19 protein-coding genes and 2 tRNA genes are annotated in these 19,500 nt (G+C 66.9%); 13 read left to right on the top strand and 8 right to left on the bottom strand.

Annotation, left to right across the window (positions count from 1 at the left end):
* Positions 1–21: 21 nt before the first annotated feature.
* On the top strand, positions 22–981 hold the full coding sequence (locus ACK59X_RS09875) for a DMT family transporter (protein ID WP_409956925.1): 960 nt from the start codon (positions 22–24) through the stop codon (positions 979–981).
* Here the strand turns inward: ACK59X_RS09875 and ACK59X_RS09870 are convergent.
* The 4 genes from ACK59X_RS09870 to ACK59X_RS09855 all read right to left on the bottom strand — a co-directional run bounded on the left by ACK59X_RS09870 (position 930) and on the right by ACK59X_RS09855 (position 5,791).
* Positions 930–3,350 (bottom strand): EAL domain-containing protein, encoded by a 2,421-nt coding sequence (locus ACK59X_RS09870; protein WP_409956923.1) that lies wholly within the window; start codon positions 3,348–3,350, stop codon positions 930–932. The two genes, ACK59X_RS09875 and ACK59X_RS09870, sit on opposite strands and share 52 nt — an antisense overlap.
* A gap of 303 nt (positions 3,351–3,653) precedes the next feature.
* Complete coding sequence (locus tag ACK59X_RS09865) at positions 3,654–4,118, bottom strand: hypothetical protein (RefSeq protein WP_409956921.1); 465 nt, start codon at positions 4,116–4,118, stop codon at positions 3,654–3,656.
* A 111-nt stretch (positions 4,119–4,229) separates the two neighbouring features.
* Positions 4,230–4,889, bottom strand: coding sequence for a DUF1294 domain-containing protein (locus tag ACK59X_RS09860; RefSeq protein ID WP_409956919.1), 660 nt, complete (start codon positions 4,887–4,889; stop codon positions 4,230–4,232).
* Between the two features lie 11 nt (positions 4,890–4,900).
* The gene (locus ACK59X_RS09855; protein WP_409956917.1) at positions 4,901–5,791 is read right to left on the bottom strand and encodes a CoA transferase; all 891 of its coding nucleotides are present in this window, start codon (positions 5,789–5,791) and stop codon (positions 4,901–4,903) included.
* Between the two features lie 130 nt (positions 5,792–5,921).
* On the opposite strand from ACK59X_RS09855, the gene ygiD reads away from it, so the two are divergent.
* Positions 5,922–6,827 carry a 4,5-DOPA dioxygenase extradiol gene (gene ygiD / locus ACK59X_RS09850; RefSeq protein ID WP_409956960.1) on the top strand — a complete coding sequence of 302 codons (906 nt, stop codon included), beginning with the start codon at positions 5,922–5,924 and terminating at the stop codon, positions 6,825–6,827.
* On the opposite strand, the gene ACK59X_RS09845 is transcribed toward ygiD, so the two are convergent.
* Positions 6,824–7,366, bottom strand: a complete 543-nt coding sequence (locus ACK59X_RS09845; RefSeq protein WP_409956916.1) for a nucleotidyltransferase family protein — start codon at positions 7,364–7,366, stop codon at positions 6,824–6,826. The two genes, ygiD and ACK59X_RS09845, sit on opposite strands and share 4 nt — an antisense overlap.
* Before the next feature lie 34 nt (positions 7,367–7,400).
* On the bottom strand, positions 7,401–8,597 hold the full coding sequence (locus ACK59X_RS09840) for an amino acid aminotransferase (protein WP_409956914.1): 1,197 nt from the start codon (positions 8,595–8,597) through the stop codon (positions 7,401–7,403).
* 105 nt (positions 8,598–8,702) lie between these two features.
* Between ACK59X_RS09840 and uvrB the strand changes: the two genes are divergently transcribed.
* The 11 genes from uvrB to ACK59X_RS09785 all read left to right on the top strand — a co-directional run bounded on the left by uvrB (position 8,703) and on the right by ACK59X_RS09785 (position 17,648).
* Positions 8,703–10,793 carry an excinuclease ABC subunit UvrB gene (gene uvrB, locus ACK59X_RS09835; protein ID WP_409956912.1) on the top strand — a complete coding sequence of 697 codons (2,091 nt, stop codon included), beginning with the start codon at positions 8,703–8,705 and terminating at the stop codon, positions 10,791–10,793.
* Between the two features lie 287 nt (positions 10,794–11,080).
* Positions 11,081–11,617 (top strand): Fe-S cluster assembly transcriptional regulator IscR, encoded by a 537-nt coding sequence (gene iscR, locus ACK59X_RS09830; RefSeq protein WP_007851285.1) that lies wholly within the window; start codon positions 11,081–11,083, stop codon positions 11,615–11,617.
* A gap of 136 nt (positions 11,618–11,753) precedes the next feature.
* On the top strand, positions 11,754–12,968 hold the full coding sequence (locus tag ACK59X_RS09825; protein ID WP_409956910.1) for an IscS subfamily cysteine desulfurase: 1,215 nt from the start codon (positions 11,754–11,756) through the stop codon (positions 12,966–12,968).
* Positions 12,969–13,015: 47 nt separating this feature from the next.
* A complete protein-coding gene (gene iscU / locus ACK59X_RS09820; RefSeq protein WP_409956908.1) occupies positions 13,016–13,414 on the top strand; it encodes a Fe-S cluster assembly scaffold IscU in 399 nt (132 codons plus the stop codon).
* A gap of 9 nt (positions 13,415–13,423) precedes the next feature.
* Positions 13,424–13,747, top strand: a complete 324-nt coding sequence (gene iscA, locus ACK59X_RS09815) for an iron-sulfur cluster assembly protein IscA (RefSeq protein ID WP_184855850.1) — start codon at positions 13,424–13,426, stop codon at positions 13,745–13,747.
* A 102-nt stretch (positions 13,748–13,849) separates the two neighbouring features.
* Entirely contained in the window at positions 13,850–14,368 is a 519-nt protein-coding gene (gene hscB, locus ACK59X_RS09810; RefSeq protein ID WP_409956906.1) for a Fe-S protein assembly co-chaperone HscB, read from the top strand.
* Positions 14,369–14,443: 75 nt separating this feature from the next.
* Positions 14,444–16,312: a Fe-S protein assembly chaperone HscA gene (gene hscA / locus ACK59X_RS09805; RefSeq protein ID WP_409956905.1), complete on the top strand. Its 1,869-nt coding sequence runs from the start codon at positions 14,444–14,446 to the stop codon at positions 16,310–16,312.
* A 36-nt stretch (positions 16,313–16,348) separates the two neighbouring features.
* Positions 16,349–16,687, top strand: a complete 339-nt coding sequence (gene fdx, locus ACK59X_RS09800) for an ISC system 2Fe-2S type ferredoxin (protein WP_409956903.1) — start codon at positions 16,349–16,351, stop codon at positions 16,685–16,687.
* A gap of 1 nt (position 16,688) precedes the next feature.
* A complete protein-coding gene (gene dnaQ, locus ACK59X_RS09795) occupies positions 16,689–17,402 on the top strand; it encodes a DNA polymerase III subunit epsilon (RefSeq protein WP_409956902.1) in 714 nt (237 codons plus the stop codon).
* Positions 17,403–17,441: 39 nt separating this feature from the next.
* Positions 17,442–17,516 (top strand) — tRNA-Val (locus tag ACK59X_RS09790).
* Positions 17,517–17,573: 57 nt separating this feature from the next.
* Positions 17,574–17,648 (top strand) — tRNA-Val (locus ACK59X_RS09785).
* A gap of 54 nt (positions 17,649–17,702) precedes the next feature.
* Here the strand turns inward: ACK59X_RS09785 and ACK59X_RS09780 are convergent.
* Both ACK59X_RS09780 and ACK59X_RS09775 read right to left on the bottom strand, forming a co-directional pair.
* The gene (locus ACK59X_RS09780) at positions 17,703–18,674 is read right to left on the bottom strand and encodes an MBL fold metallo-hydrolase (RefSeq protein ID WP_409956900.1); all 972 of its coding nucleotides are present in this window, start codon (positions 18,672–18,674) and stop codon (positions 17,703–17,705) included.
* A gap of 73 nt (positions 18,675–18,747) precedes the next feature.
* Positions 18,748–19,485 carry a GntR family transcriptional regulator gene (locus tag ACK59X_RS09775; protein ID WP_409956898.1) on the bottom strand — a complete coding sequence of 246 codons (738 nt, stop codon included), beginning with the start codon at positions 19,483–19,485 and terminating at the stop codon, positions 18,748–18,750.
* Between the last annotated feature and the right edge of the window lie 15 nt (positions 19,486–19,500).

The following is a 19,500-nucleotide window of genomic DNA, read 5'->3' as shown; positions in this document are numbered from 1 at the left end:
TGCCGCGCCGAGACTGCGGGCATGCCTGCTCTCGCATCCTCCTTTCGCCGCCTGTGTTCTTCCATTCCATCGCCCTGGGTCGGCTGGCTGGCCGCCCTGGCCGCCGCGCTCATCGGCAGCGGCTGGCAGATCGCCTCGCGCCATGGGGTCATCACCACCCTGGGGCCGGTCGAGCTGGCCGTGCTGCGCTATGCGATACCGGCCCTGGTGCTGGCGCCGTTGTGGCTGCGGCACAGCGGATGGCCGGCCGGCCTGTCGCGCCTGCGTTGTGCGCTGCTGGTGCTGTGCGGCGGACTGCCGTTCGGCCTGGTGGTGCTGGCCGGTGCGCGCTGGGCTCCCGCTGCGCACATGGGCATCTTCGTTGCGGGCAGCCTGCCGGTGTTCACCGCGCTCGGGGCCTGGCTGGTAGGGGGAGAGCGGCTGGCGCCCTCGCGGCTGCTGGGCCTGGCGCTCATCGTGGCGGGCATGGCGGTCTTTGGTGCCGCCGGCTGGCGCACGGCGGACGGGGCCTGGCGTGGCGATCTGCTGTTCCTGCTGGCGGCGCTGCTGTGGTCGGTCTACACGCTGGCGTTCCGCGCCAGCGGCCTCACGCCATGGCAGGGCGCCGCCGTGGTGAACCTGGGGTCGGCCCTGTTGTTGCTGCCCGTGCTGGCGCTGGTGGGTGCACCGCGCCTATTGTCGGCGCCATGGACCGATGTGGCCTGGCAGGCCCTGGGGCAGGGGGTGATGGCCGGTCTGCTGGGCCTGGTGGTCTACAGCGTGGCGATTGCACGGCTGGGGGCGGCGCGCGCCGCCCTGTCGGCGGCCCTGGTGCCGCTGCTCACGGCGGCGGGTGGGGCCTGGCTGCTGGGTGAACCTGTCTCGGGGGCCTCGCTGGGCGCCGTGCTGCTGGTCGTACCCGGCCTGGCCTTGGCCAGCGGGGCCCTGGTTCAGCCGCTGCGCAGGCAGTCGGCCAGCGCAACGGGCCGCGAAAGGGCATAGCCCTGCGCATGGTCGACGCCGATGCCGCGCAGCGCATCGACGATCTCCATGGACTCGGCAAACTCCGCGATCGTCTGCTTGCCCATGACATGGCCGATGTGGTTGATCATCTCCACCATGGCCCGGTTGGTCGGGTCGTCCAGCAGGTCGCGCACGAAGCTGCCGTCGATCTTGAGGTAGTCCACCGGCAGGTGCTTGAGGTAGGTGAAGGAAGACATGCCCACGCCGAAATCGTCGAGCGCAAAGCGGCAGCCCAGCTGCTGCAGGTCCTTCATCAACCGCACTGCGCTGGGCAGGTGCGAGATGGCGCTGGTCTCGGTGATCTCGAAGCACAGGATGCGCGGGTCCACCCCCGACTGCCCGATGGCGGTGTGGATGAACCCGAGCAGGGTCTCGTCGCCCAGGCTGGTTCCCGACAGGTTGATGGCGCAGGTGTGCACGGGCGCCGCGCCGCTGGTGGCGAGGTGCTGCGCCAGGGCGTCGAGCGTGTGCCGCACCACCCAGCGGTCGATGGCCGGCATCATGCCGTAGTGCTCCGCGGCCGGAATGAAGCTGCTTGGAGGGATCAGTTCCCCCGGGTCCTCGGCCAGGCGCAGCAGCACCTCCAGGTGCAGGCCGGCCCCGGCGCCCTGCAGCGCAGTGATGGTCTGTGCGTGCAGCCGGAAGCGGCCATGCTCCAGCGCCAGGCGCAGGCGCCGCACCCAGTCCATGTCGCCTTCGCGGCGGCTCATCTCGATGTCCTGTGCCTGGTAGACGAAGACCCGGTTGCGGCCGCCCTCCTTGGCGCGGTAGCAGGCCATGTCGGCCACGCGCATGGCCTCCTGGATGGTGTTCAGGGCCGGGATCAGCTGCACCATGCCGATGCTCAGGCCGGTGGTCAACTGCCGCCCTTCCCACAGCACGCGCAAATCGTGTCCGGCCTGGCGCAACTGCTCGGCAATGCGCGCCGAGGGGCCGGGCGGGCAGTCCTTGAGCAGGATGCCGAACTCGTCACCCCCCAGCCGTGCCAGCGTATCGCCCTCGCGCAGGTGGCTCTGCAGCATGCGGCAGACCTCGCGCAGCATCTCGTCGCCGGCCTGGTGGCCGCAGGTGTCGTTGATGAGCTTGAACTGGTCCAGGTCCACGTAGAGCAGGGTGCCTTCGCGCCCCATGGCACGCGGCTGGCTGATCAGGGCCTCCAGCCGGCGTTCGAACTCGCGCCGGTTCACCAGCCCGGTGAGCGCGTCGTGGCTGGCCTGCCACGACAGTTGCTCCACATAGTGCCGCTCGCGCGTCACGTCGTGCAGCACCAGCACCACACCGGTGGGCTGGCCCTGGTGGCGGATGGCCGAGCCCACGAGCTTGATGGGTACCAGGCTCTGGTCGGGCCGCACCACGGTGGGGGTGAAGCCGTCGCGGTGGATGGGCGCGCCGCGCAGCACCCGCTCCACCAGTCGGTCGGCCCCCAGGGCGCCGGTGCCGTCATTCAGTTGCAGCACCTGGGCCAGCGGGCGCCCGATGGCCTGCTGTGCCGGAATGCCCACCAGGGCCGCTGCCGCAGGGTTGAGGTAGCGCACCTCGCCCTGCAGGTCGGTGGTCACCACGGCATCGCCAATCGCTGCCAGCGTGACGTGCGCCTGCTCGCGCTCGGCGTCGAGCGCCTGCTCAGCGCGCTGGCGCTGCGCCAGCAGGCTGCGGGTGTGCCAGGTGCTCAGCAGTATCAGCGCAGCCGCCATGCCCGCATTGGCCCAGAGCAGCCATTGCACGATGCGCCGGGAGCTGTGCCCGAGCGATGCGCTGAAGGCGCGGGCCGCCGGCGTCGCGCCCGCGTTGATGGCGCGGATGCGGGCCTGCCAGTCGCGGCGCGTGGCGGCGTCCACCAGGCCGCTGGTGTGGCCATGCTGGATCTCCTGCGACAACTGCAGCAGGCTGTCGATGTGGCGGTCTCCGACCAGCCAGTGCACCAGCGGCTGCTGCATGATCTCGTAGCGGTTGAACCAGCGCAGCAGCCAGATCAGGCTGTCGATGTCCTCGGGGTGGTTCTCGCCGCGCGCAAAGCCCTCGCGCGCCGCGTTCAGGTTGGGCGGGCTCGTCTCCAGCAGGGCCAGCCGCGCCGCCTTGTCGCCCAGCGGAACGTCGATGGCCTTCCTGAACTGGGCATAGGCGTCCGGGGAGCCCGTGGCGGCGTAGCGGTCCAGGAAGTAGATGGCGTCCTTCTGCCCCTTGGTCCACAGGCTTTCACCGGCCACGAAGGCCCGCACGGCCGACAGCACGTGCAGGCTGCCTGATGCGCAGGCCGCCAGCACAACCACCATGAGCAGGAAAGGCCAGGTGATCCGCAGCGTGGAGCGCAGCGGTCCCTGGCGGGGTGGTTCGCGCACATCGGCCATGCACGGCTGCCGCTTGCGCTTCAGGGCCCGGTGGCCCAAGGCGCCCTGGGTGAGGCACCGTGGCTGAAAAACCCCATACGATTCCCTCCCGTGCGGTGGGCGGCATTGGCTCCCCAGGGCGAGGGCGCCGGTGGGTGAGCGGGTGAGCTGGCCTGCCTTGCAAAACCACTATATCGACAACCTGGCGGTTTGGCAGCAAATCATTGGCGGCAGCGGATGCGAAAAAACCCGCGTGCCTTGCGGAACGCGGGTTCGTCGCGGGTGGAGGCGCCGGCCTTGCCGGTCCGCGCGGGGGGGCGGGGTTCAGTCCGTCGCGGCGTGCGTGCCGACCACCACGGACTGGGTCTTGTCGTCCGCCACGGGCGGTGTCACCAGGTCTTCGATGATGAAGGTGCGGTAGTAGAAGGCCGTGGCCGCACCCTGCGGTGTGATGGCGTCGACCACGGTGTCGGGCTCGTCCTTGCTGTCCATCTGGATCAGCAGACCATGGTGGCCGGTGCCGGCCAGATCGGCGATACGGCGCACCATGTCGCCTTCGGCGCCCACCGAGGGCAGCGGGGCATCGGCCGTGCCCAGCGTGCGCACGATGTCGGCCATGATGGCCTCGGGGCTGGCATAGGCCAGTTCGCCCTTGTGGCCCGCGGCTTCGAGTGCCGCCGCCGCCTGGCGCACGCAGTCCTCGTCGGGGAACAGGGCGAACACATGCCCCGTGGGGTAGAAAACGCCGCCCATATTGGTCATGGTGGAGTCAAGAATCATTGGCTTCATGGCCGTCTCCTTTGGAGGGGTGGATATCTGACCATTGAAGCCGCTGGCCGCGTGGGCGTGTGTAGTCCCAGCGACAATTTACCTGTCATCCCGCCGTGGGGCGCGGTTTGCTCAGCCGATCCAGCGCACAACCCAGGCAGCCAGGCCCGCGCAGTTCGCCATCACGGTGGCCCAGTACGCCACCCGGAATTCGGTCTTGCTCGATTTGTGGCGCAGCATCTGCTGGGCGAACCAGGCGCCGGGCCAGCCGCCGGCGAGGGCCAGCCCATGCAGAGTGCTTTCGCTGGTGCGCCATTGGCCGCTTTTTGCAGCCTGCTTGTCGATGTAATAGACGGCAAAGGTCAGCAGGTTGAGTGCTGCTGCGCCGCCCAGCAGCCAAAAGGGTAATCGTCCGTTCCAGGCGCCAAAAGCCAGCAGTCCCGCCCAAATCCCCATCATCAGAAAGGCCAGGCCCTGGAATGCCGGCGTGCCATGCGCCCGGTCGGCGCGCGATGCCTGCCGTTGGCGGGGTTTGGACGCTGATGGACCCTGTGCCGATCGAGCGGACGCTTGCGCTGTCGCCAGTACGCCCACTGGCTGCACTGCCATGGCCCGCGGCCCTTTCCCGCCCACATGGATTTCCTCGTACACCACCGCCTGGCCTTCGCGCGGCGGGCTGCCGCCCCGGTAGTCGCGCACATGGAAAAACACGTCCGCATCGGTGTCCTGGCTGCGGATGAAGCCAAAGGCGCGCTCGGCATTCCAGCGCACCACCGTTCCCTGCTTTTGCATCGGGGTACCCGTCAGGCCAGGGTGTGCAGGGGAATGTCCTGCGCTTGCGCCAGCGCATCGAGCTGCGCACGGGTCTGCGTGCGCAGGAAGGCGGCCACGGCCTCATGGGTAGCCGCGGCGCGCAGCACCTGGGCATCGCCCGTGGCGGGCAGGCCGGCCGCAGCGCACAGGCTGGCGGCAAAGTGAGGCTCCAGCGCGGCCACGGCCACGCGGCCATCGGCGCAGGGGTAGATGCGGTAGCCGGCGTGGTTGCCGCCCACGTCGCCGTCGGGCGTGGTCAGGCCCCAGTCGCGCGGCTGGGCCAGCCAGGCGGCGGCATCGGCCAGTGCGACCTCGATGCACACGCCGCTGCCGGTGTGGGCGCGCTCCAGCAGGGCCTGCAGCACAGCCTCGCTGGCCATCAGCGATCCACCCATGTCGGCATACAGCGTGGGCGGCATCTCGGTGCCGGTGACCAGGCCGGCATCGGCCAGGTAGGTGAGGTCATGGCCTGGCTCCTCGGCCCGCGCGGCGGCCGCGCCGACGATGCGCACCAGCGACAGGCGCGGGTACTTGGCCTGCAGGGCCTCCCAGGCCAGGCCCAGCTTGGCCAGCGCCGAGGGGCGGAACGAGGTGATGAGCACATCGGTGCGCGCCAGTTCCCCGTGCAGCGTGGCCTGGCCCTCGGCCGTCTTGAGGTGGGCGTGCACCACGCGCACCCCCTGGTGCAGCGTGGCATAGGCGGCCGGGCTGTAGATGCCCATGGGGTCGGCGCTCGGATAGCCGGGCACCGGCGGGGGTTCCAGCTTGGTGCACTCGGCGCCCATGCGCGCGCAGCGCATCAGGGCGGCGGGGCCGGGCAGGTTCAGGGCAAGGCTCAGGACGCGGGTGTTGCGCAGTGGCTGGGGCAGGGTGGTGCTCATGTCTCTTTATGGAAATGGAACAGGTGGCGCGAGGTGGATCGCTGGCCGGAACTTTGGCCCGGCCGGTCGCTCACTCCCTGCGTTATACAAAATTTGTTACTGTCTCCCATCCATGCAACGCAGAACCTCTTTGGCCGCCCTCGCGGGTCTGGCCGCTTTTCCGGGAGTGATGACCGTGACTTCGCTGAGCAGTGCCGCCACCTTGCCCGCGTTGCAAGCGCTCAAGCCTTCGCCGCGCATGCCGGTGCTGTTCCTCGGCCATGGCAGTCCCATGAACGCCATCGAGGACAACGCCTGGCGCCGCGCCTGGCAGGCGCTGGGCACGGAGCTGATGGCGCGCGCGGTGCAGCCCCAGCTCATCCTGTGCATCTCGGCCCATTGGCTCACGCGCGATGGCTGGCAGCTCACGGGCATGGCCCACCCCAAGACCATCCACGATTTTGGCGGCTTTCCGCAGGCGCTGTTCGACCAGCAGTACCCCGCGCCCGGCGCCCCCGCCGTGGCGCGCACGCTGGCCAAGGAGTTGAAATCACCGGCCACCGGGGCCGCGCTGGGCGTGGACGAGGGCGAGTGGGGCCTGGACCACGGCACCTGGTCGGTGCTCAAGCCCATGTTCCCCAAGGCGCAGATCCCCGTGCTGCAGCTGAGCATGGACTACAGCCGCGCCCCGGCCGAGCACTATGCCCTGGGCAAGCAGCTGGCGGCCCTGCGCGAGCGTGGCGTGCTCATCGTGGGCAGCGGCAATGTGGTGCACAACCTGCGCGCCACACGCCGGGGCACGGCCGCCAACGAGGCCTACGACTGGGCCAACGAGTTCGATGGGGTGGTGCAGGACCAGATCAAGCAGGGCCAGCTCGATGCACTGGCCAGCTTCCTGCAGCTCGGCCCCGTGGCAAAGCAGGCCCACCCCACGCACGAGCACTACCTGCCGCTGCTGTATGCGGCGGGGGCGGTGCAGTCCACCGAGATGCCGCGTTTCTTCAACATGGGCTTCCAGTCGGCATCTATTTCGATGCGCTCGGTGTTGTGGGGTTAGCGCTGTATCTGCAGCCACGGCCAGCGCTGCTGGTAGCTCGCGGCCTTGGCATCGAACAGCGGCAGGTGCGGGCAGGCAGGGTTGGGCCGCAGTATGCCGGCATACAGCTCATCGAGCCCATACGGCGCGTGCAGTGCCGGGCCTGACGGAGCGGGCTGCAGGCCCACGCAGGTGCACGGCACCAGAAAGCGACCAATCCCGTCGCGCGCCGAGGTGAGGGCGGCGTAGGGGTAGCCGAACCATTCCTCGTACCACAGGTGCACGCGCGCCTGGTTCTTGGCTTCCACGGTGATGGGCAGGTCGGCGAACAGCGCCTCCGCGCGTGCCTGCACGGCTGCTTCGCCTTCGGCGGACAGGTCGTCCGCGTCAAAGTAGAACAGGTCGTAGTCCTTGATGTGCGCCTCGGGCGCATGGCCTGCGTGCAGGTTCCAGACGGTCTGGAACAGGCAGCCCGCGACCAGCCAGGCATCGGTCAGGCCCAGAAGCGGCAAACGCTCCAGAAGGGCCGCGTTGTGCGGGTTCTGGAGCGCTTCGCTCACAAAGCGGCGCTGCAGCGCCGCTTCAGCGTCCCAATCAGACAACCTTTGCGATGGATTGGCAGACGTAGTCGATGTTCTTGCTGTTCAGGGCGGCAACGCACATGCGGCCGGTGTCGGTGCCGTACACGCCGAACTCGTTGCGCAGGCGCACCATCTGGTCCTTGGTCAGGCCCGAGTAGCTGAACATGCCGATCTGGGTGGTGATGAAGGACATGTCCTGCTTCACGCCAGCGGCCTTCAGGCCGTCCACCAGCTTCTGGCGCATGGCCTTGATGCGCACGCGCATTTCGGCCAGTTCCTTCTCCCACAGGGCGCGCAGCTCGGGGTTGCCCAGCACGGCAGCCACCACGGCGCCGCCATGGATGGGTGGGTTGGAGTAGTTCGTGCGGATCACGATCTTGAGCTGGCTCAGCACGCGGCCGGCTTCTTCCTTGTCCTTGCACAGCACCGACAGGCCGCCCACGCGTTCGCCGTACAGGCTGAAGCTCTTGCTGAACGAGGTGGAGACGAAGAACGTGAGGCCGGCGGCCACGAACTTGCCGATCACCGCACCGTCTTCGGCGATACCGTGGCCGAAGCCCTGGTAGGCCATGTCCAGGAAGGGGGTCAGGCCCCTGGCCTTGACGGCGGCGATCACCTGGTCCCATTGCGCGGCGGTGATGTCGTAGCCGGTGGGGTTGTGGCAGCAGGCGTGCAGCACGACGATGGTGCCGGCGGCGGCCGCATTCAGGCTGGCCAGGAAGCCTTCGAAGTTCACGCCGCGCTTTTCGGCGTCGTAATAGGCATAGGTGTCGACCTCGAAGCCGGCGTTGGTGAACAGCGCGCGGTGGTTTTCCCAGCTCGGGTCGGAGATCAGCACCTTGGCGTTGGGGCTGACCTTCTTCAGGAAGTCGGCGCCGATCTTCAGGCCGCCGGTGCCGCCGATGGCCTGCACGGTGGCCACGCGGCCGGAGGCCACGGGCTCGCTGTCCGCGCCGAAGACCAGGGCCTTGACGGCGTTGTCATAGGCCACGATGCCGTCGATGGGCAGATAGCCGCGGGCGGTGGGGGCCGACATCATGGTCTTTTCGGCGGCCTGCACGCACTGCAGCAGGGGCAGCTTGCCGTTGTCGTCGAAATACACGCCCACGCCCAGGTTGACCTTGTTGGGGTTGGTGTCGGCAGCAAATTGCTCGTTGAGGCCCAGGATGGGGTCGCGGGGTGCCATTTCGACGGCGGTGAACAGAGACATGAAAATCCTTGAAAGGTTGTCAGTAGCGAAGAATCCAGGCGTGGTGTACTGTGCCGGGTTCCACCGATTTTAACGGGCGGCCCCCCGCAACCGTTGACACACCCCATGCCGGATATTTCAGAAGTCATGTCGGACGCGCAAGAAGGCGAGTTCGTGCGCTTTCCCGATTCGCCGTTCGAGCTGTTCCAGCCCTACCCGCCAGCAGGCGACCAGCCCGAGGCCATCGACAAGCTGGTCGAAGGCCTGAATGACGGCGAGGCCTTCCAGACCCTGCTCGGTGTGACGGGCTCGGGCAAGACCTTCACCATGGCCAACGTGATCGCCCGCATGGGCCGCCCGGCCATCGTTTTCGCGCCCAACAAGACGCTGGCTGCGCAGTTGTACAGCGAGTTCCGCGAGTTCTTCCCGAAGAACGCCGTGGAGTATTTCGTGAGCTACTACGACTACTACCAGCCCGAGGCCTATGTGCCCCAGCGCGACCTGTTCATCGAGAAGGACAGCGCCATCAACGAGCACATCGAGCAGATGCGCCTGTCGTGCACCAAGAGCCTGATGGAGCGCACCGACGTGGTCATCGTGGCCACGGTCTCGGCCATCTACGGCATCGGCGAGCCCGAAAGCTACCACCGCATGGTGATGACCTTGCGCACCGGCGACAAGCTGGGCCAGCGCGACGTGATCGCCCAGCTCATCCGCATGCAGTACCAGCGCAACGAGGCCGATTTCTCGCGCGGCAAGTTCCGCGTGCGCGGCGACACCATCGACGTGGTCCCGGCCGAGCACTCGGAGCTGGCCATCCGCATCGAGTTGTTCGACGACGAGATCGAGAGCCTGCAGCTGTTCGACCCGCTCACGGGCCGGGTCAAGCAGAAGATCCCGCGCTTCACCGTCTACCCCAGCAGCCATTACGTGACGCCGCGCGACAAGGTGCTGGCTGCCGTGGAGACCATCAAGATCGAGCTGGCCGAGCGCCTCAAGCAACTGCTGGACGACGGCAAGCTGGTGGAGGCCCAGCGGCTTGAGCAGCGCACCCGCTTCGACCTGGAGATGCTCAGCGAAGTAGGGCACTGCAAGGGCATCGAGAACTACACGCGCCACCTGTCGGGCGCCGCGCCGGGCGACCCGCCGAGCACGCTGACCGACTACATGCCCAAGAACGCGCTGATGTTCCTGGACGAGAGCCACCAGATGATTGGCCAGCTCAATGCCATGTACAGCGGCGACCGCTCGCGCAAGACCACGCTGGTGGAGTATGGGTTTCGCCTGCCCTCGGCGCTGGACAACCGGCCGCTCAAGTTCGAGGAATTCGAGCAGCGCATGCGCCAGGTGGTCTTCGTCTCGGCCACGCCGGCCGACTACGAAAAGCAGCACGCCGGCCAGGTGGTGGACCAGGTGGTGCGCCCCACGGGCCTGGTCGACCCGGTGGTGGAGGTGCGCCCGGCCACCCACCAGGTGGACGATGTGCTGCAGGAGATCCGCATCCGCGCCGAGAAGCACGAGCGCGTGCTCATCACCACGCTGACCAAGCGCATGGCCGAGCAGCTGACCGACTACCTCACGGACAACGGCGTCAAGGTGCGCTACCTGCACAGCGACGTGGATACGGTGGAGCGCGGGGATATCATCCGCGACCTGCGCCTGGGCACCTTCGACGTGCTGGTGGGCATCAACCTGTTGCGCGAGGGGCTCGATATCCCCGAGGTGTCACTGGTGGCCATCCTCGACGCGGACAAGGAAGGTTTTCTGCGTGCCGAGCGCAGCCTGATCCAGACCATCGGCCGGGCGGCGCGCAACATGAACGGCCACGCCATCCTGTACGCCGACCGCATCACCGACTCCATGAAAAAAGCCATGGACGAGACGGAACGCCGGCGCGCCAAACAGATCGCACACAACGAGGCACACGGGATCACGCCGCGCAGCATTGTCAAGAGGGTAAGAGACCTGATTGACGGTGTGTACAGCGAAAAAGCGGGCAAGGACGCCGAGCGGCTGGAGCAGGAAACCCTGCAGCGCGCCAAGGTGGAGGACATGTCCGAGAAGGATGTGGCGCGCGAGATCAAGCGGCTCGAGAAGCTCATGCTCGACCATGCGCGCAACCTAGAGTTCGAGCAGGCGGCGCGTGTACGCGACCAGCTCACGCGGCTGAAGGACCAGGCCTTCGGTGCGCATGGCAACGATTCCGTGGCCTTGTAGAGAGCGTGGTGCGCCCCGACCTGATGGACAGGGCGTACTGCAGGGCGAAGGGCTGTCCGTAAAAACGCGTATGGGGAAATAGTGACCCGCTGGTTTCTTATCCCGACTGATTCAATAGGGATTTGTGCTATACTCCTACAAACTACTCAAGAACAAAAGCCCACAAGATGAAGGGCTCCGCACCGGGTAACCGTGTGGAGTAAGGGGCGGAGACGGTGTCGTTGCTGGCCAACAGCCTGCAGTCGGCAGTTTCTACAACGAACAAGCCTTAGCACAAGGAGCTTGCGATGCGTCTCACTACCAAAGGCCGTTTTGCGGTCACCGCCATGATTGACCTGGCCCTGCGCCAGAACAACGGACCCGTCACGTTGGCTGCGATCAGCCAGCGCCAGCAGATTTCGCTGTCCTACCTGGAACAGCTGTTCGGCAAGCTGCGCCGCCACGAGTTGGTGGAATCCACCCGTGGCCCCGGCGGCGGCTATACGTTGGCCCGCAAGGCCGGCGACATCACCGTGGCCGACATCATCGTTTCCGTGGACGAACCCATTGATGCCACCCAATGCGGTGGCAAGGAAAACTGCCTGGGCGAAGCCGGCCGTTGCATGACGCACGAGCTGTGGGCATCGCTGAACCAGCGCATGGTCGAGTTCCTCGATTCCGTCACGCTGCAAAAGCTGGTGGAAGAACAACTGGCCAAGGGCGTGCAGATCGAGGACAAGCCGGTCGTGCGCCGTGCCATCTCGACGACCCCCGTGGTCAAGCCGATCCGTGTGAACGCACCCAATTCGGTGTTCGCGCTCGGCAACGTTTTCGCCAAGTCCTGACCGCCAGATGCACCTTGCCGGCCCTGGGGTCGGCACCGCCCTGAACGTCTCCTGATTCTGTAACCAACTGTCCAACTGTTCTTCGTTCGTTGTTTGCAAGCCCGTCCAGCCAGCAACTTCCTGAGCCAGCCACGCCATGACTCCACACTTTCCCATCTACCTCGACTACGGCGCTACCACCCCGGTGGATCCCCGCGTCGTGGACGCCATGATCCCCTGGTTGCGCGAGCATTTCGGCAACCCGGCATCGCGCAGCCACGCCTGGGGCTGGGAGGCGGAAGAGGCGGTGGAAAAGGCCCGCGTGCAGGTGGCAGACCTGATCCATGCCGACCCGCGTGAGATCGTCTGGACCAGCGGCGCCACCGAATCGATCAACCTGGCGTTGAAGGGCGCGGCCCAGTTCTACAAGGGCAAGGGCAAGCACCTGATCACGCTCAAGACCGAGCACAAGGCCGTGCTGGAAACCATGCGCGAGCTGGCGCGCCAGGGTTTCGAAGCCACCTACCTGGACGTCAAGGAAGACGGTCTGGTGGACCTGGAGGCCCTGAAAGCCGCCATCCGCCCCGACACCATCCTGGTGAGCATCCTGTTCGTGAACAACGAGATTGGCGTTATCCAGGACATCCCGGCCATCGGCGCGCTGTGCCGTGAGAAGGGTGTGCTGCTGCACGTGGATGCGGCGCAGGCCACCGGCCGCGTCGAGATCGACATGAACACCCTGCCCATCGACCTGATGAGCATGACCGCGCACAAGACCTACGGCCCCAAGGGCGTGGGCGCTCTGTATGTGCGCCGCAAGCCCCGCGTGCGCCTGGAAGCGCAGATGCACGGTGGCGGCCATGAGCGCGGCATGCGTTCGGGCACCTTGCCCACGCACCAGATCGTGGGCATGGGCGAGGCCTTCCGCATCGCCAAGGAAGAAATGGCCGAGTCCAATGCCAAGGCCCATGCGCTGCAGCAGCGCCTGCTCAACGGCCTGAAGGACATCGAGCAGGTGTTCATCAACGGCAGCATGGAACGCCGCGTGCCGCAGAACCTGAACATGAGCTTCAACTACGTCGAAGGCGAGTCGCTCATCATGGGCATCAAGGGCCTGGCCGTGTCGTCGGGTTCCGCCTGCACCTCCGCCAGCCTGGAGCCGAGCTACGTGCTGCGCGCCCTGGGCCGCAGCGACGAGCTGGCCCACAGCAGCCTGCGCATGACCATCGGCCGTTTCACGACCGAGGAAGAGATCGACTACGCGATCGCAACCATCCGCGAAAACGTCGCCCGCCTGCGCGAGCTGAGCCCGCTGTGGGAGATGTACCAGGATGGCGTGGACATCAGCACCATCCAGTGGGCCGCCCACTGACGCACCGACCGACCGAATTGCATTGAAGAATTGAAGAGGTAGACATCATGGCTTATTCAGACAAAGTGGTTGACCATTACGAGAACCCCCGCAATGTGGGCTCGTTCGACAAGGGTGACGAGTCGGTGGGCACCGGCATGGTGGGCGCGCCCGCCTGCGGCGACGTGATGAAGCTGCAGATCAAGGTGAACCCCGAGACCGGCGTGATCGAAGACGCGCGCTTCAAGACCTATGGCTGCGGCTCGGCCATCGCCTCGTCCTCGCTCGTGACCGAATGGGTCAAGGGCAAGACGCTGGACGAAGCGGCAGCCCTCAAGAACAGCGTGATCGCCGAAGAGCTGGCCCTGCCGCCCGTCAAGATCCACTGCTCCATCCTCGCGGAAGACGCCATCAAGGCCGCCGTGCTCGACTACAAGACCAAGCACGCAGCCACCGCGGCTGCCTGATCGACGACCATGGCCATCACGCTGACCGAAGCCGCTGCGCGGCACGTGACCCGCTACCTGAGCCGCCGCGGCAAGGGGCTGGGCGTGCGCCTGGGCGTCAAGACCACGGGCTGCTCGGGCCTGGCCTACAAGCTCGAGTACGTGGACGATACCGAGCCTGAGGACGTGGTGTTCGAGAACCACGGCGTGAAGGTGCTGATCGATCCCAAGAGCCTGGCCTACATCGACGGCACAGAGTTGGACTTCGTGCGCGAGGGCCTGAACGAGGGCTTCAAGTTCAACAACCCCAACGAGCGTGACCGCTGCGGTTGCGGCGAGAGCTTTCGCGTCTAAGAGGCATAGAGTTTGCAGGCTTTCGCGCCTGCGCCGATTGCCTAGCCAAACCGCCATCGCACGCACCCGTGCTGGCGGTTTTTTCTTGACCCATTCCCCTCCATGAACCTGCAATCCGACGATTTCGAACTGTTCGGCCTGGCGCAGCGCTTTGCGCAGGAGCGCAGCGCCATCGACGCGCGCTGGAAGGAGCTGCAGCGCGAAGCCCACCCCGATAGGTTCGCCGCCCAGGGGGCAGCAGCCCAGCGCGTGGCCATGCAGTGGTCGGTGCGCATCAACGAGGCCTACCAGCGCCTGAAAGACCCGCTGCGCCGTGCCGCCTACCTGTGCGAGCTGCGCGGTGCGCCCATCCGCGCCGAGGACAACACGGCCATGCCGGCGGCCTTTCTGATGCAGCAGATGGAGTGGCGCGAAGCGCTGGACGATGCCGAGGGCGAAGCGGCGCTGGATGCGCTGGACGACGAGGTGCAGCAGGCCCGCCGCACTGCATTGGCCCGCTGCGGCCAGTTGCTCGATGAGGCGGGCGATGCCCCGGGGGCGGCCCGAGAGGTCAGAGCCCTCATGTTCATTGCGCGATTTGGCGAGGATATCGAGCGCCGCCGGGATCAACTGGGACAATAGAGCCAGCCCCTTTCCCCCGGGCCGCGAGGCGGGCCCAGGGACACCAAGAACACGACGACAAGAATTCAACACGCCATGGCGCTTTTGCAGATCTCCGAACCCGGCCAGTCCCCCGACCCGCACCAGCGGCGCATTGCCGTGGGCATCGACCTCGGGACCACGCATTCCCTGGTGGCCGCCGTGCGCAACGGTGTGGCCGAATGCCTGCCCGATGACCAGGGCCGGGTGCTGCTGCCTTCGGTGGTGCGTTACCTGGACAAAGGCGGCCGCCAGATCGGGCACGACGCCGTGGCCGCGCAAGCGCACGACCCGCGCAACACCATCTCATCGGCCAAGCGCTTCATGGGGCGTGGCCTCAAGGACGTGGCCGATGCCGGCAAGCTGCCCTACGACTTCGTGGCGCCCGCCGATGGCGCCCAGGGCATGGTGAGCCTGGCGACCGTGGGCGGCGTCAAGTCGCCCGTGGAGGTGAGTGCCGAGATCCTGGCCACGCTGCGCTACCGTGCGGAGGACACCTTCAACGACGACCTGTACGGCGCCGTGATCACCGTGCCCGCGTACTTCGACGACGCTCAGCGCCAGGCCACCAAGGATGCGGCCCAATTGGCTGGCATCCACCTGCTGCGCCTGATCAACGAGCCCACGGCTGCCGCGATCGCCTACGGCCTCGACAACGCCAGCGAAGGCGTCTATGCCGTGTACGACCTGGGCGGCGGCACCTTCGACATCTCCATCCTGCGGCTCACGCAGGGCGTGTTCGAGGTCATCGCCACCGGTGGTGACTCGGCCCTGGGTGGGGATGACTACGACGCCGCGCTGGCCGACTGGGTGCTGCAGCAACTGGGCCGCAGCGCCGAGACCCCGGGCGACAAGGTCGCGGCCCGCATGGCGGCCCGTGCCTGCAAGGAGGCGCTGAGCGCCGCGGACAGCGCCACCTTCAGCGCGCAGCTGGCGGGCGAGGGCGTTCAGCACGCCGTGTCGCGTGCCGATTTCGAGGCCGCCACGGCCCACCTGACCACGCGCTCCATGGGGGCCGTGCGCCGCGCGCTGCGCGATGCGCAGCTCACGCGCGACGAAGTGCAGGGCGTGGTCATGGTCGGCGGCTCCACCCGCATGCCGCAGGTGCAGAAGGCCGTGGCCGATTTCTTCGGCACCACGCCGCTGACCAACCTCAATCCCGACGAGGTGGTGGCCCTGGGGGCCTCCATCCAGGCCAACCAGCTGGCCGGCAACAACACCGCGGGCGATCTTCTGCTGCTCGATGTGATCCCTCTGTCACTGGGCATCGAGACCATGGGCGGCCTGGTGGAGCGCATCGTGGCGCGCAACGAGACCATTCCCACCGCCAAGGCGCAGGATTTCACCACCTACAAGGACGGCCAGACGGCCCTGGCCATCCACGTGCTGCAGGGCGAGCGTGACCTGGTGCAGGACTGCCGCAGCCTGGCGCGCTTCGAGCTGCGCGGCATTCCACCCATGGCGGCCGGCGCCGCGCGCATCCGCGTGACCTTCACCGTCGATGCCGACGGCCTCTTGAGCGTGAGCGCCAAGGAGCAGGGCAGCGGTGTGGAGGCGCGCATCGACGTGAAGCCCTCCTATGGCCTGTCGGACGACGAGATCGCCCGCATGCTGCAGGACGGCTTTGCCACCGCCGCGCAGGACATGCGCGCCCGCGCCGTGGTCGAGGCCCGCGTGGATGCCGACCGCATGCTGCTGGCCACACAGAGCGCGCTCGACGCCGATGGCGACGTGCTGTCGGCCACCGAGCGCGCCGACATTGACGCCCTGATGCAGGCCCTGCGCCAGCAGCGCGAGTCCGACGACGCCGCCGTGATCGAGGCCGCCACCGAGGCCCTGGCCAAGGGCACCGAGGCCTTTGCGGCGCAGCGCATGAACCGCGGCATCCAGCAGGCGCTGGCAGGCCGCAACGTGCAGTCCTTCTGAGCCCTTCACACACCCCACAAGAACAAGACGCCCACCATGCCCGTCATCAGAATCCTGCCCCACCCGGAATACTGCCCCGCCGGCGCCGAGATCACCGCGTCCGCCGGCACCTCGATCTGCGAGGCCATGCTGGACAACCACATCGACATCGAGCATGCCTGCGACATGAGCTGCGCCTGCACCACCTGCCACGTCATCGTGCGCCAGGGCCTGTCCTCGCTCAACGATGCCGAGGAAGAAGAGGAAGACCTGCTGGACCTCGCCTGGGGCCTGGAGCCACAATCGCGCCTGTCGTGCCAGGCCATCCTGGCGCAAACCGATGTGACCGTGGAAATCCCCAAGTACACGGTCAACCACGCCAAGGAAAACCATTGAAATGACCCGGCAGATCGTTCTCGACACCGAAACCACCGGCCTCTCGGCCGAGGGCGGCGACCGCATCATCGAACTCGGTTGCGTGGAGCTGCTCAACCGCAAGCTCACGGGCAACAACCTGCACTTCTACTTCAACCCGGGGCGCGACAGCCACGAGGATGCGCTCAAGGTGCACGGCATCAGCAACGAGTTCCTGCGCGACAAGCCCAAGTTCGCCGAACTGGCCCCGGACATCCTCGCGTACCTGCAGGGCGCCGAGATCATCATCCACAACGCGGCCTTCGACGTGGGCTTCCTGAACAAGGAGCTCGAACTCACGGGCCGCCCGCCACTCAAGACCTATGTCGCCAGCGTGACCGACACCCTGGCCATGGCCAAGGAGATGTTCCCCGGCAAGCGCAACTCGCTCGATGCGCTGTGCGACCGGCTGGAAGTGGACAACTCGGGCCGTACGCTGCACGGCGCCTTGCTCGATGCCGAGCTGCTGGCCGACGTCTACATCAACATGACGCGCGGGCAGGATGCATTGCTGGTCATCGACGAGACCGACGACAGCGCTGGCGGCATCAGCGTGGCTGCCATCGATCTGCGCAGCCTGGTGTTGCCTGTCTTGCCTGCCAGCGAACAGGAAGTGGCCTCGCACGCCGAGGTGCTCACGCAGATCGACAAGGCGAGCAATGGCAAAACAATCTGGCGAAAATTCCAAACGGCCTGAAAAACTGTTCTATAATCTAAGGCTTGTCGCAGCGACAACGGGAGATTAGCTCAGGGGTAGAGCACTGCATTCACACTGCAGGGGTCGCAAGTTCGAAACTTGCATCTCCCACCATCTCGCTCGCAGACAAGCAAACCACGGCAAAGTCCTTCGCACGAAGGATGGCGCTGCGGGAGATTAGCTCAGGGGTAGAGCACTGCATTCACACTGCAGGGGTCGCAAGTTCGAAACTTGCATCTCCCACCAATTCGAAACCCTTGCAGGCTTATGGCCTGCAAGGGTTTTTTCATTGCGACGCGCTCAATTGTGGGCCTTGCCGCAACCGGCTGAGCAGGTGCCGGCCGCCGTGAACTCCATGGTTCGCCCTGACAGCGGCACCACCACCGGCACGCGCGAGGCCTTGATGAAGGCCTCGGTCTTGCTGCCCGGGCGCACCACGCCGTCCACCGTGCCGACCTCGTTGACGTGGGATGCGATCACGGTGGCGGGCTTGACCAGGTCGTTGATCACGTACGCGGCTTCGGCAGGGCCGGTGCTGAAGCCGTCGCCGATGTTCATCACCGCCAGCCTGGCCTTGTAGTAGTCGCGCACCACGCGCTCCTGGTCGGCGGTGATGCCCGTATCCCCCGACAGGTAGGCCACGAGGCCGTTGCTGAAGGTCAGCACATAGCCCGTGGCCAGGCCCACGTCGCCGGCGATGCCGGCCGCCTTCATCGCGTCGCCCAGTTGGCCGCCGATGTAGTCCGGGTCCACGCCGTTGCTGTGTACGGCCGTCACCGTTGCGATGCGCACCCCACTGACGGTGACGCTGCCGCCGAAGCGCGCCAGCATGGAACTGGCCGGGTCGCCGCCATTGGCCTTGAGCTTGGCCGCGAAGAAGGGCGGCATCTCGCTGCCGGTCACGATCTTCGATTTCTTGGCCAGCGCGATGTTCACCACGCTGGAGTTGGGCAGGGCCGAGACGGACATGTCGGGGCTGGCACAGGTTCCGGAATTCGGTGCCTTGTTGTGCGCATTGCCCACATGGTCGCCATGCATGTGGCTCACGAGGATGATGTCGATCTTGCCCAGCCGCGGGTCGCCGGCCCCCGCCACCGTGCGGCCAGGGTCGTACAGGATGCGCGTGCCATTGGGGTCTTCGAAGACCAGGGCCCGGTCCTGAGGGCACAGTTCGCCCTCGATGCCGCCCAGCGGCGTCACCTTCACGTTCTGGGCCTGGGCCGACAGGGCGGTGGCCAGGAAGAGGGCGGCGGCAGAGAACTTCAAGCGCATGGCATCTCCTCGTTCGGTAGGTGGGCGGGGCTGCGACTGCTGCCATAGCCCCGCAACCCGCAGATTGTGTCACTTACCCGGCATTGGGCCCCAGGCGCGCCATGTGCACCTGGTGCAGCGTGATCTTGCGCACCTCGGCCTGGCTGGTCTGGATGTGGGCGCGCAGCAGCATGGCGGCCTGGTCGCCGCGGTGGGCGCGGATGGCCTTGAGGATGGTGGCGTGCTCGTCGTAGGTCGCCTCGATGCGCGCCTGCTGCGTGAAGTCGAGCCGGCGGATGATGCGGATGCGCTCGGTCACGTCGCGGTGCACGCGCGTCATCTCGGCATTGCCGGCCGCGCGCACCAGCGCGCAGTGGAAGGCCTCGTCCCACGCGGCCACCTGCAGGGTGTCGGTGCTGCGCTCGGCCACCGGCACCAGCCAGATGCGGTTGAGTTCGTCGAGCAGCCGGTGGTCCACCGGCATGGACTTGAGCGCGCCGGCCCCCTCGTCGCACAGGCGGTGCACGGCCGTGGTCTCCAGCACCATGCGCAGGTCGTAGAGCTGCTCGAACTGGTCGAAGTCAAAGGGCAGCACGCGCCAGCCGCTGCGAAACAGCACCTCCACATAGCCCTCCTGCTGCAGGCGTACCAGTGCCTGGCGCACGGGGGTGCGCGAGACGCCCAGGCGCTCGCAGATCTCGTTTTCGGTGAAGCGGTCGCCGGGCACCAGCTTGAACTCGCCCACGTCGCGCTTGAGCTGGGCGTACACATCGTCGGCGCGCGAGCTGCGGGCCGGTTTGGTCTTGGACAGGGGGAGGGCGGGTGTCTGCACAAGGCGACTTTAGCA

It is taken from the genome of Acidovorax sp. (genome assembly GCF_046339755.1).
Classification (GTDB): Bacteria; Pseudomonadota; Gammaproteobacteria; order Burkholderiales; family Burkholderiaceae_C; genus Acidovorax.
Note: the sequence above shows the minus strand (reverse complement) of the source record. Positions and strands in the feature narration are given on the sequence as shown.

Excerpts from the sequence above, each read along its gene's own strand:
- ACK59X_RS09840 (WP_409956914.1), bottom strand. The coding sequence starts at position 8,597 with ATGTCTCTGTTCACCGCCGTCGAAATGGCACCCCGCGACCCCATCCTG.
- ACK59X_RS09780 (WP_409956900.1), bottom strand. The coding sequence starts at position 18,674 with ATGCGCTTGAAGTTCTCTGCCGCCGCCCTCTTCCTGGCCACCGCCCTG.
- fdx (WP_409956903.1), top strand. The coding sequence starts at position 16,349 with ATGCCCGTCATCAGAATCCTGCCCCACCCGGAATACTGCCCCGCCGGC.
- ACK59X_RS09860 (WP_409956919.1), bottom strand. The coding sequence starts at position 4,889 with ATGCAAAAGCAGGGAACGGTGGTGCGCTGGAATGCCGAGCGCGCCTTT.
- hscB (WP_409956906.1), top strand. The coding sequence starts at position 13,850 with ATGAACCTGCAATCCGACGATTTCGAACTGTTCGGCCTGGCGCAGCGC.
- dnaQ (WP_409956902.1), top strand. The coding sequence starts at position 16,689 with ATGACCCGGCAGATCGTTCTCGACACCGAAACCACCGGCCTCTCGGCC.
- iscU (WP_409956908.1), top strand. The coding sequence starts at position 13,016 with ATGGCTTATTCAGACAAAGTGGTTGACCATTACGAGAACCCCCGCAAT.
- iscA (WP_184855850.1), top strand. The coding sequence starts at position 13,424 with ATGGCCATCACGCTGACCGAAGCCGCTGCGCGGCACGTGACCCGCTAC.
- iscR (WP_007851285.1), top strand. The coding sequence starts at position 11,081 with ATGCGTCTCACTACCAAAGGCCGTTTTGCGGTCACCGCCATGATTGAC.
- ACK59X_RS09875 (WP_409956925.1), top strand. The coding sequence starts at position 22 with ATGCCTGCTCTCGCATCCTCCTTTCGCCGCCTGTGTTCTTCCATTCCA.
- ACK59X_RS09865 (WP_409956921.1), bottom strand. The coding sequence starts at position 4,118 with ATGAAGCCAATGATTCTTGACTCCACCATGACCAATATGGGCGGCGTT.
- ACK59X_RS09855 (WP_409956917.1), bottom strand. The coding sequence starts at position 5,791 with ATGAGCACCACCCTGCCCCAGCCACTGCGCAACACCCGCGTCCTGAGC.
- hscA (WP_409956905.1), top strand. The coding sequence starts at position 14,444 with ATGGCGCTTTTGCAGATCTCCGAACCCGGCCAGTCCCCCGACCCGCAC.
- ACK59X_RS09870 (WP_409956923.1), bottom strand. The coding sequence starts at position 3,350 with ATGGCCGATGTGCGCGAACCACCCCGCCAGGGACCGCTGCGCTCCACG.
- uvrB (WP_409956912.1), top strand. The coding sequence starts at position 8,703 with ATGCCGGATATTTCAGAAGTCATGTCGGACGCGCAAGAAGGCGAGTTC.
- ACK59X_RS09825 (WP_409956910.1), top strand. The coding sequence starts at position 11,754 with ATGACTCCACACTTTCCCATCTACCTCGACTACGGCGCTACCACCCCG.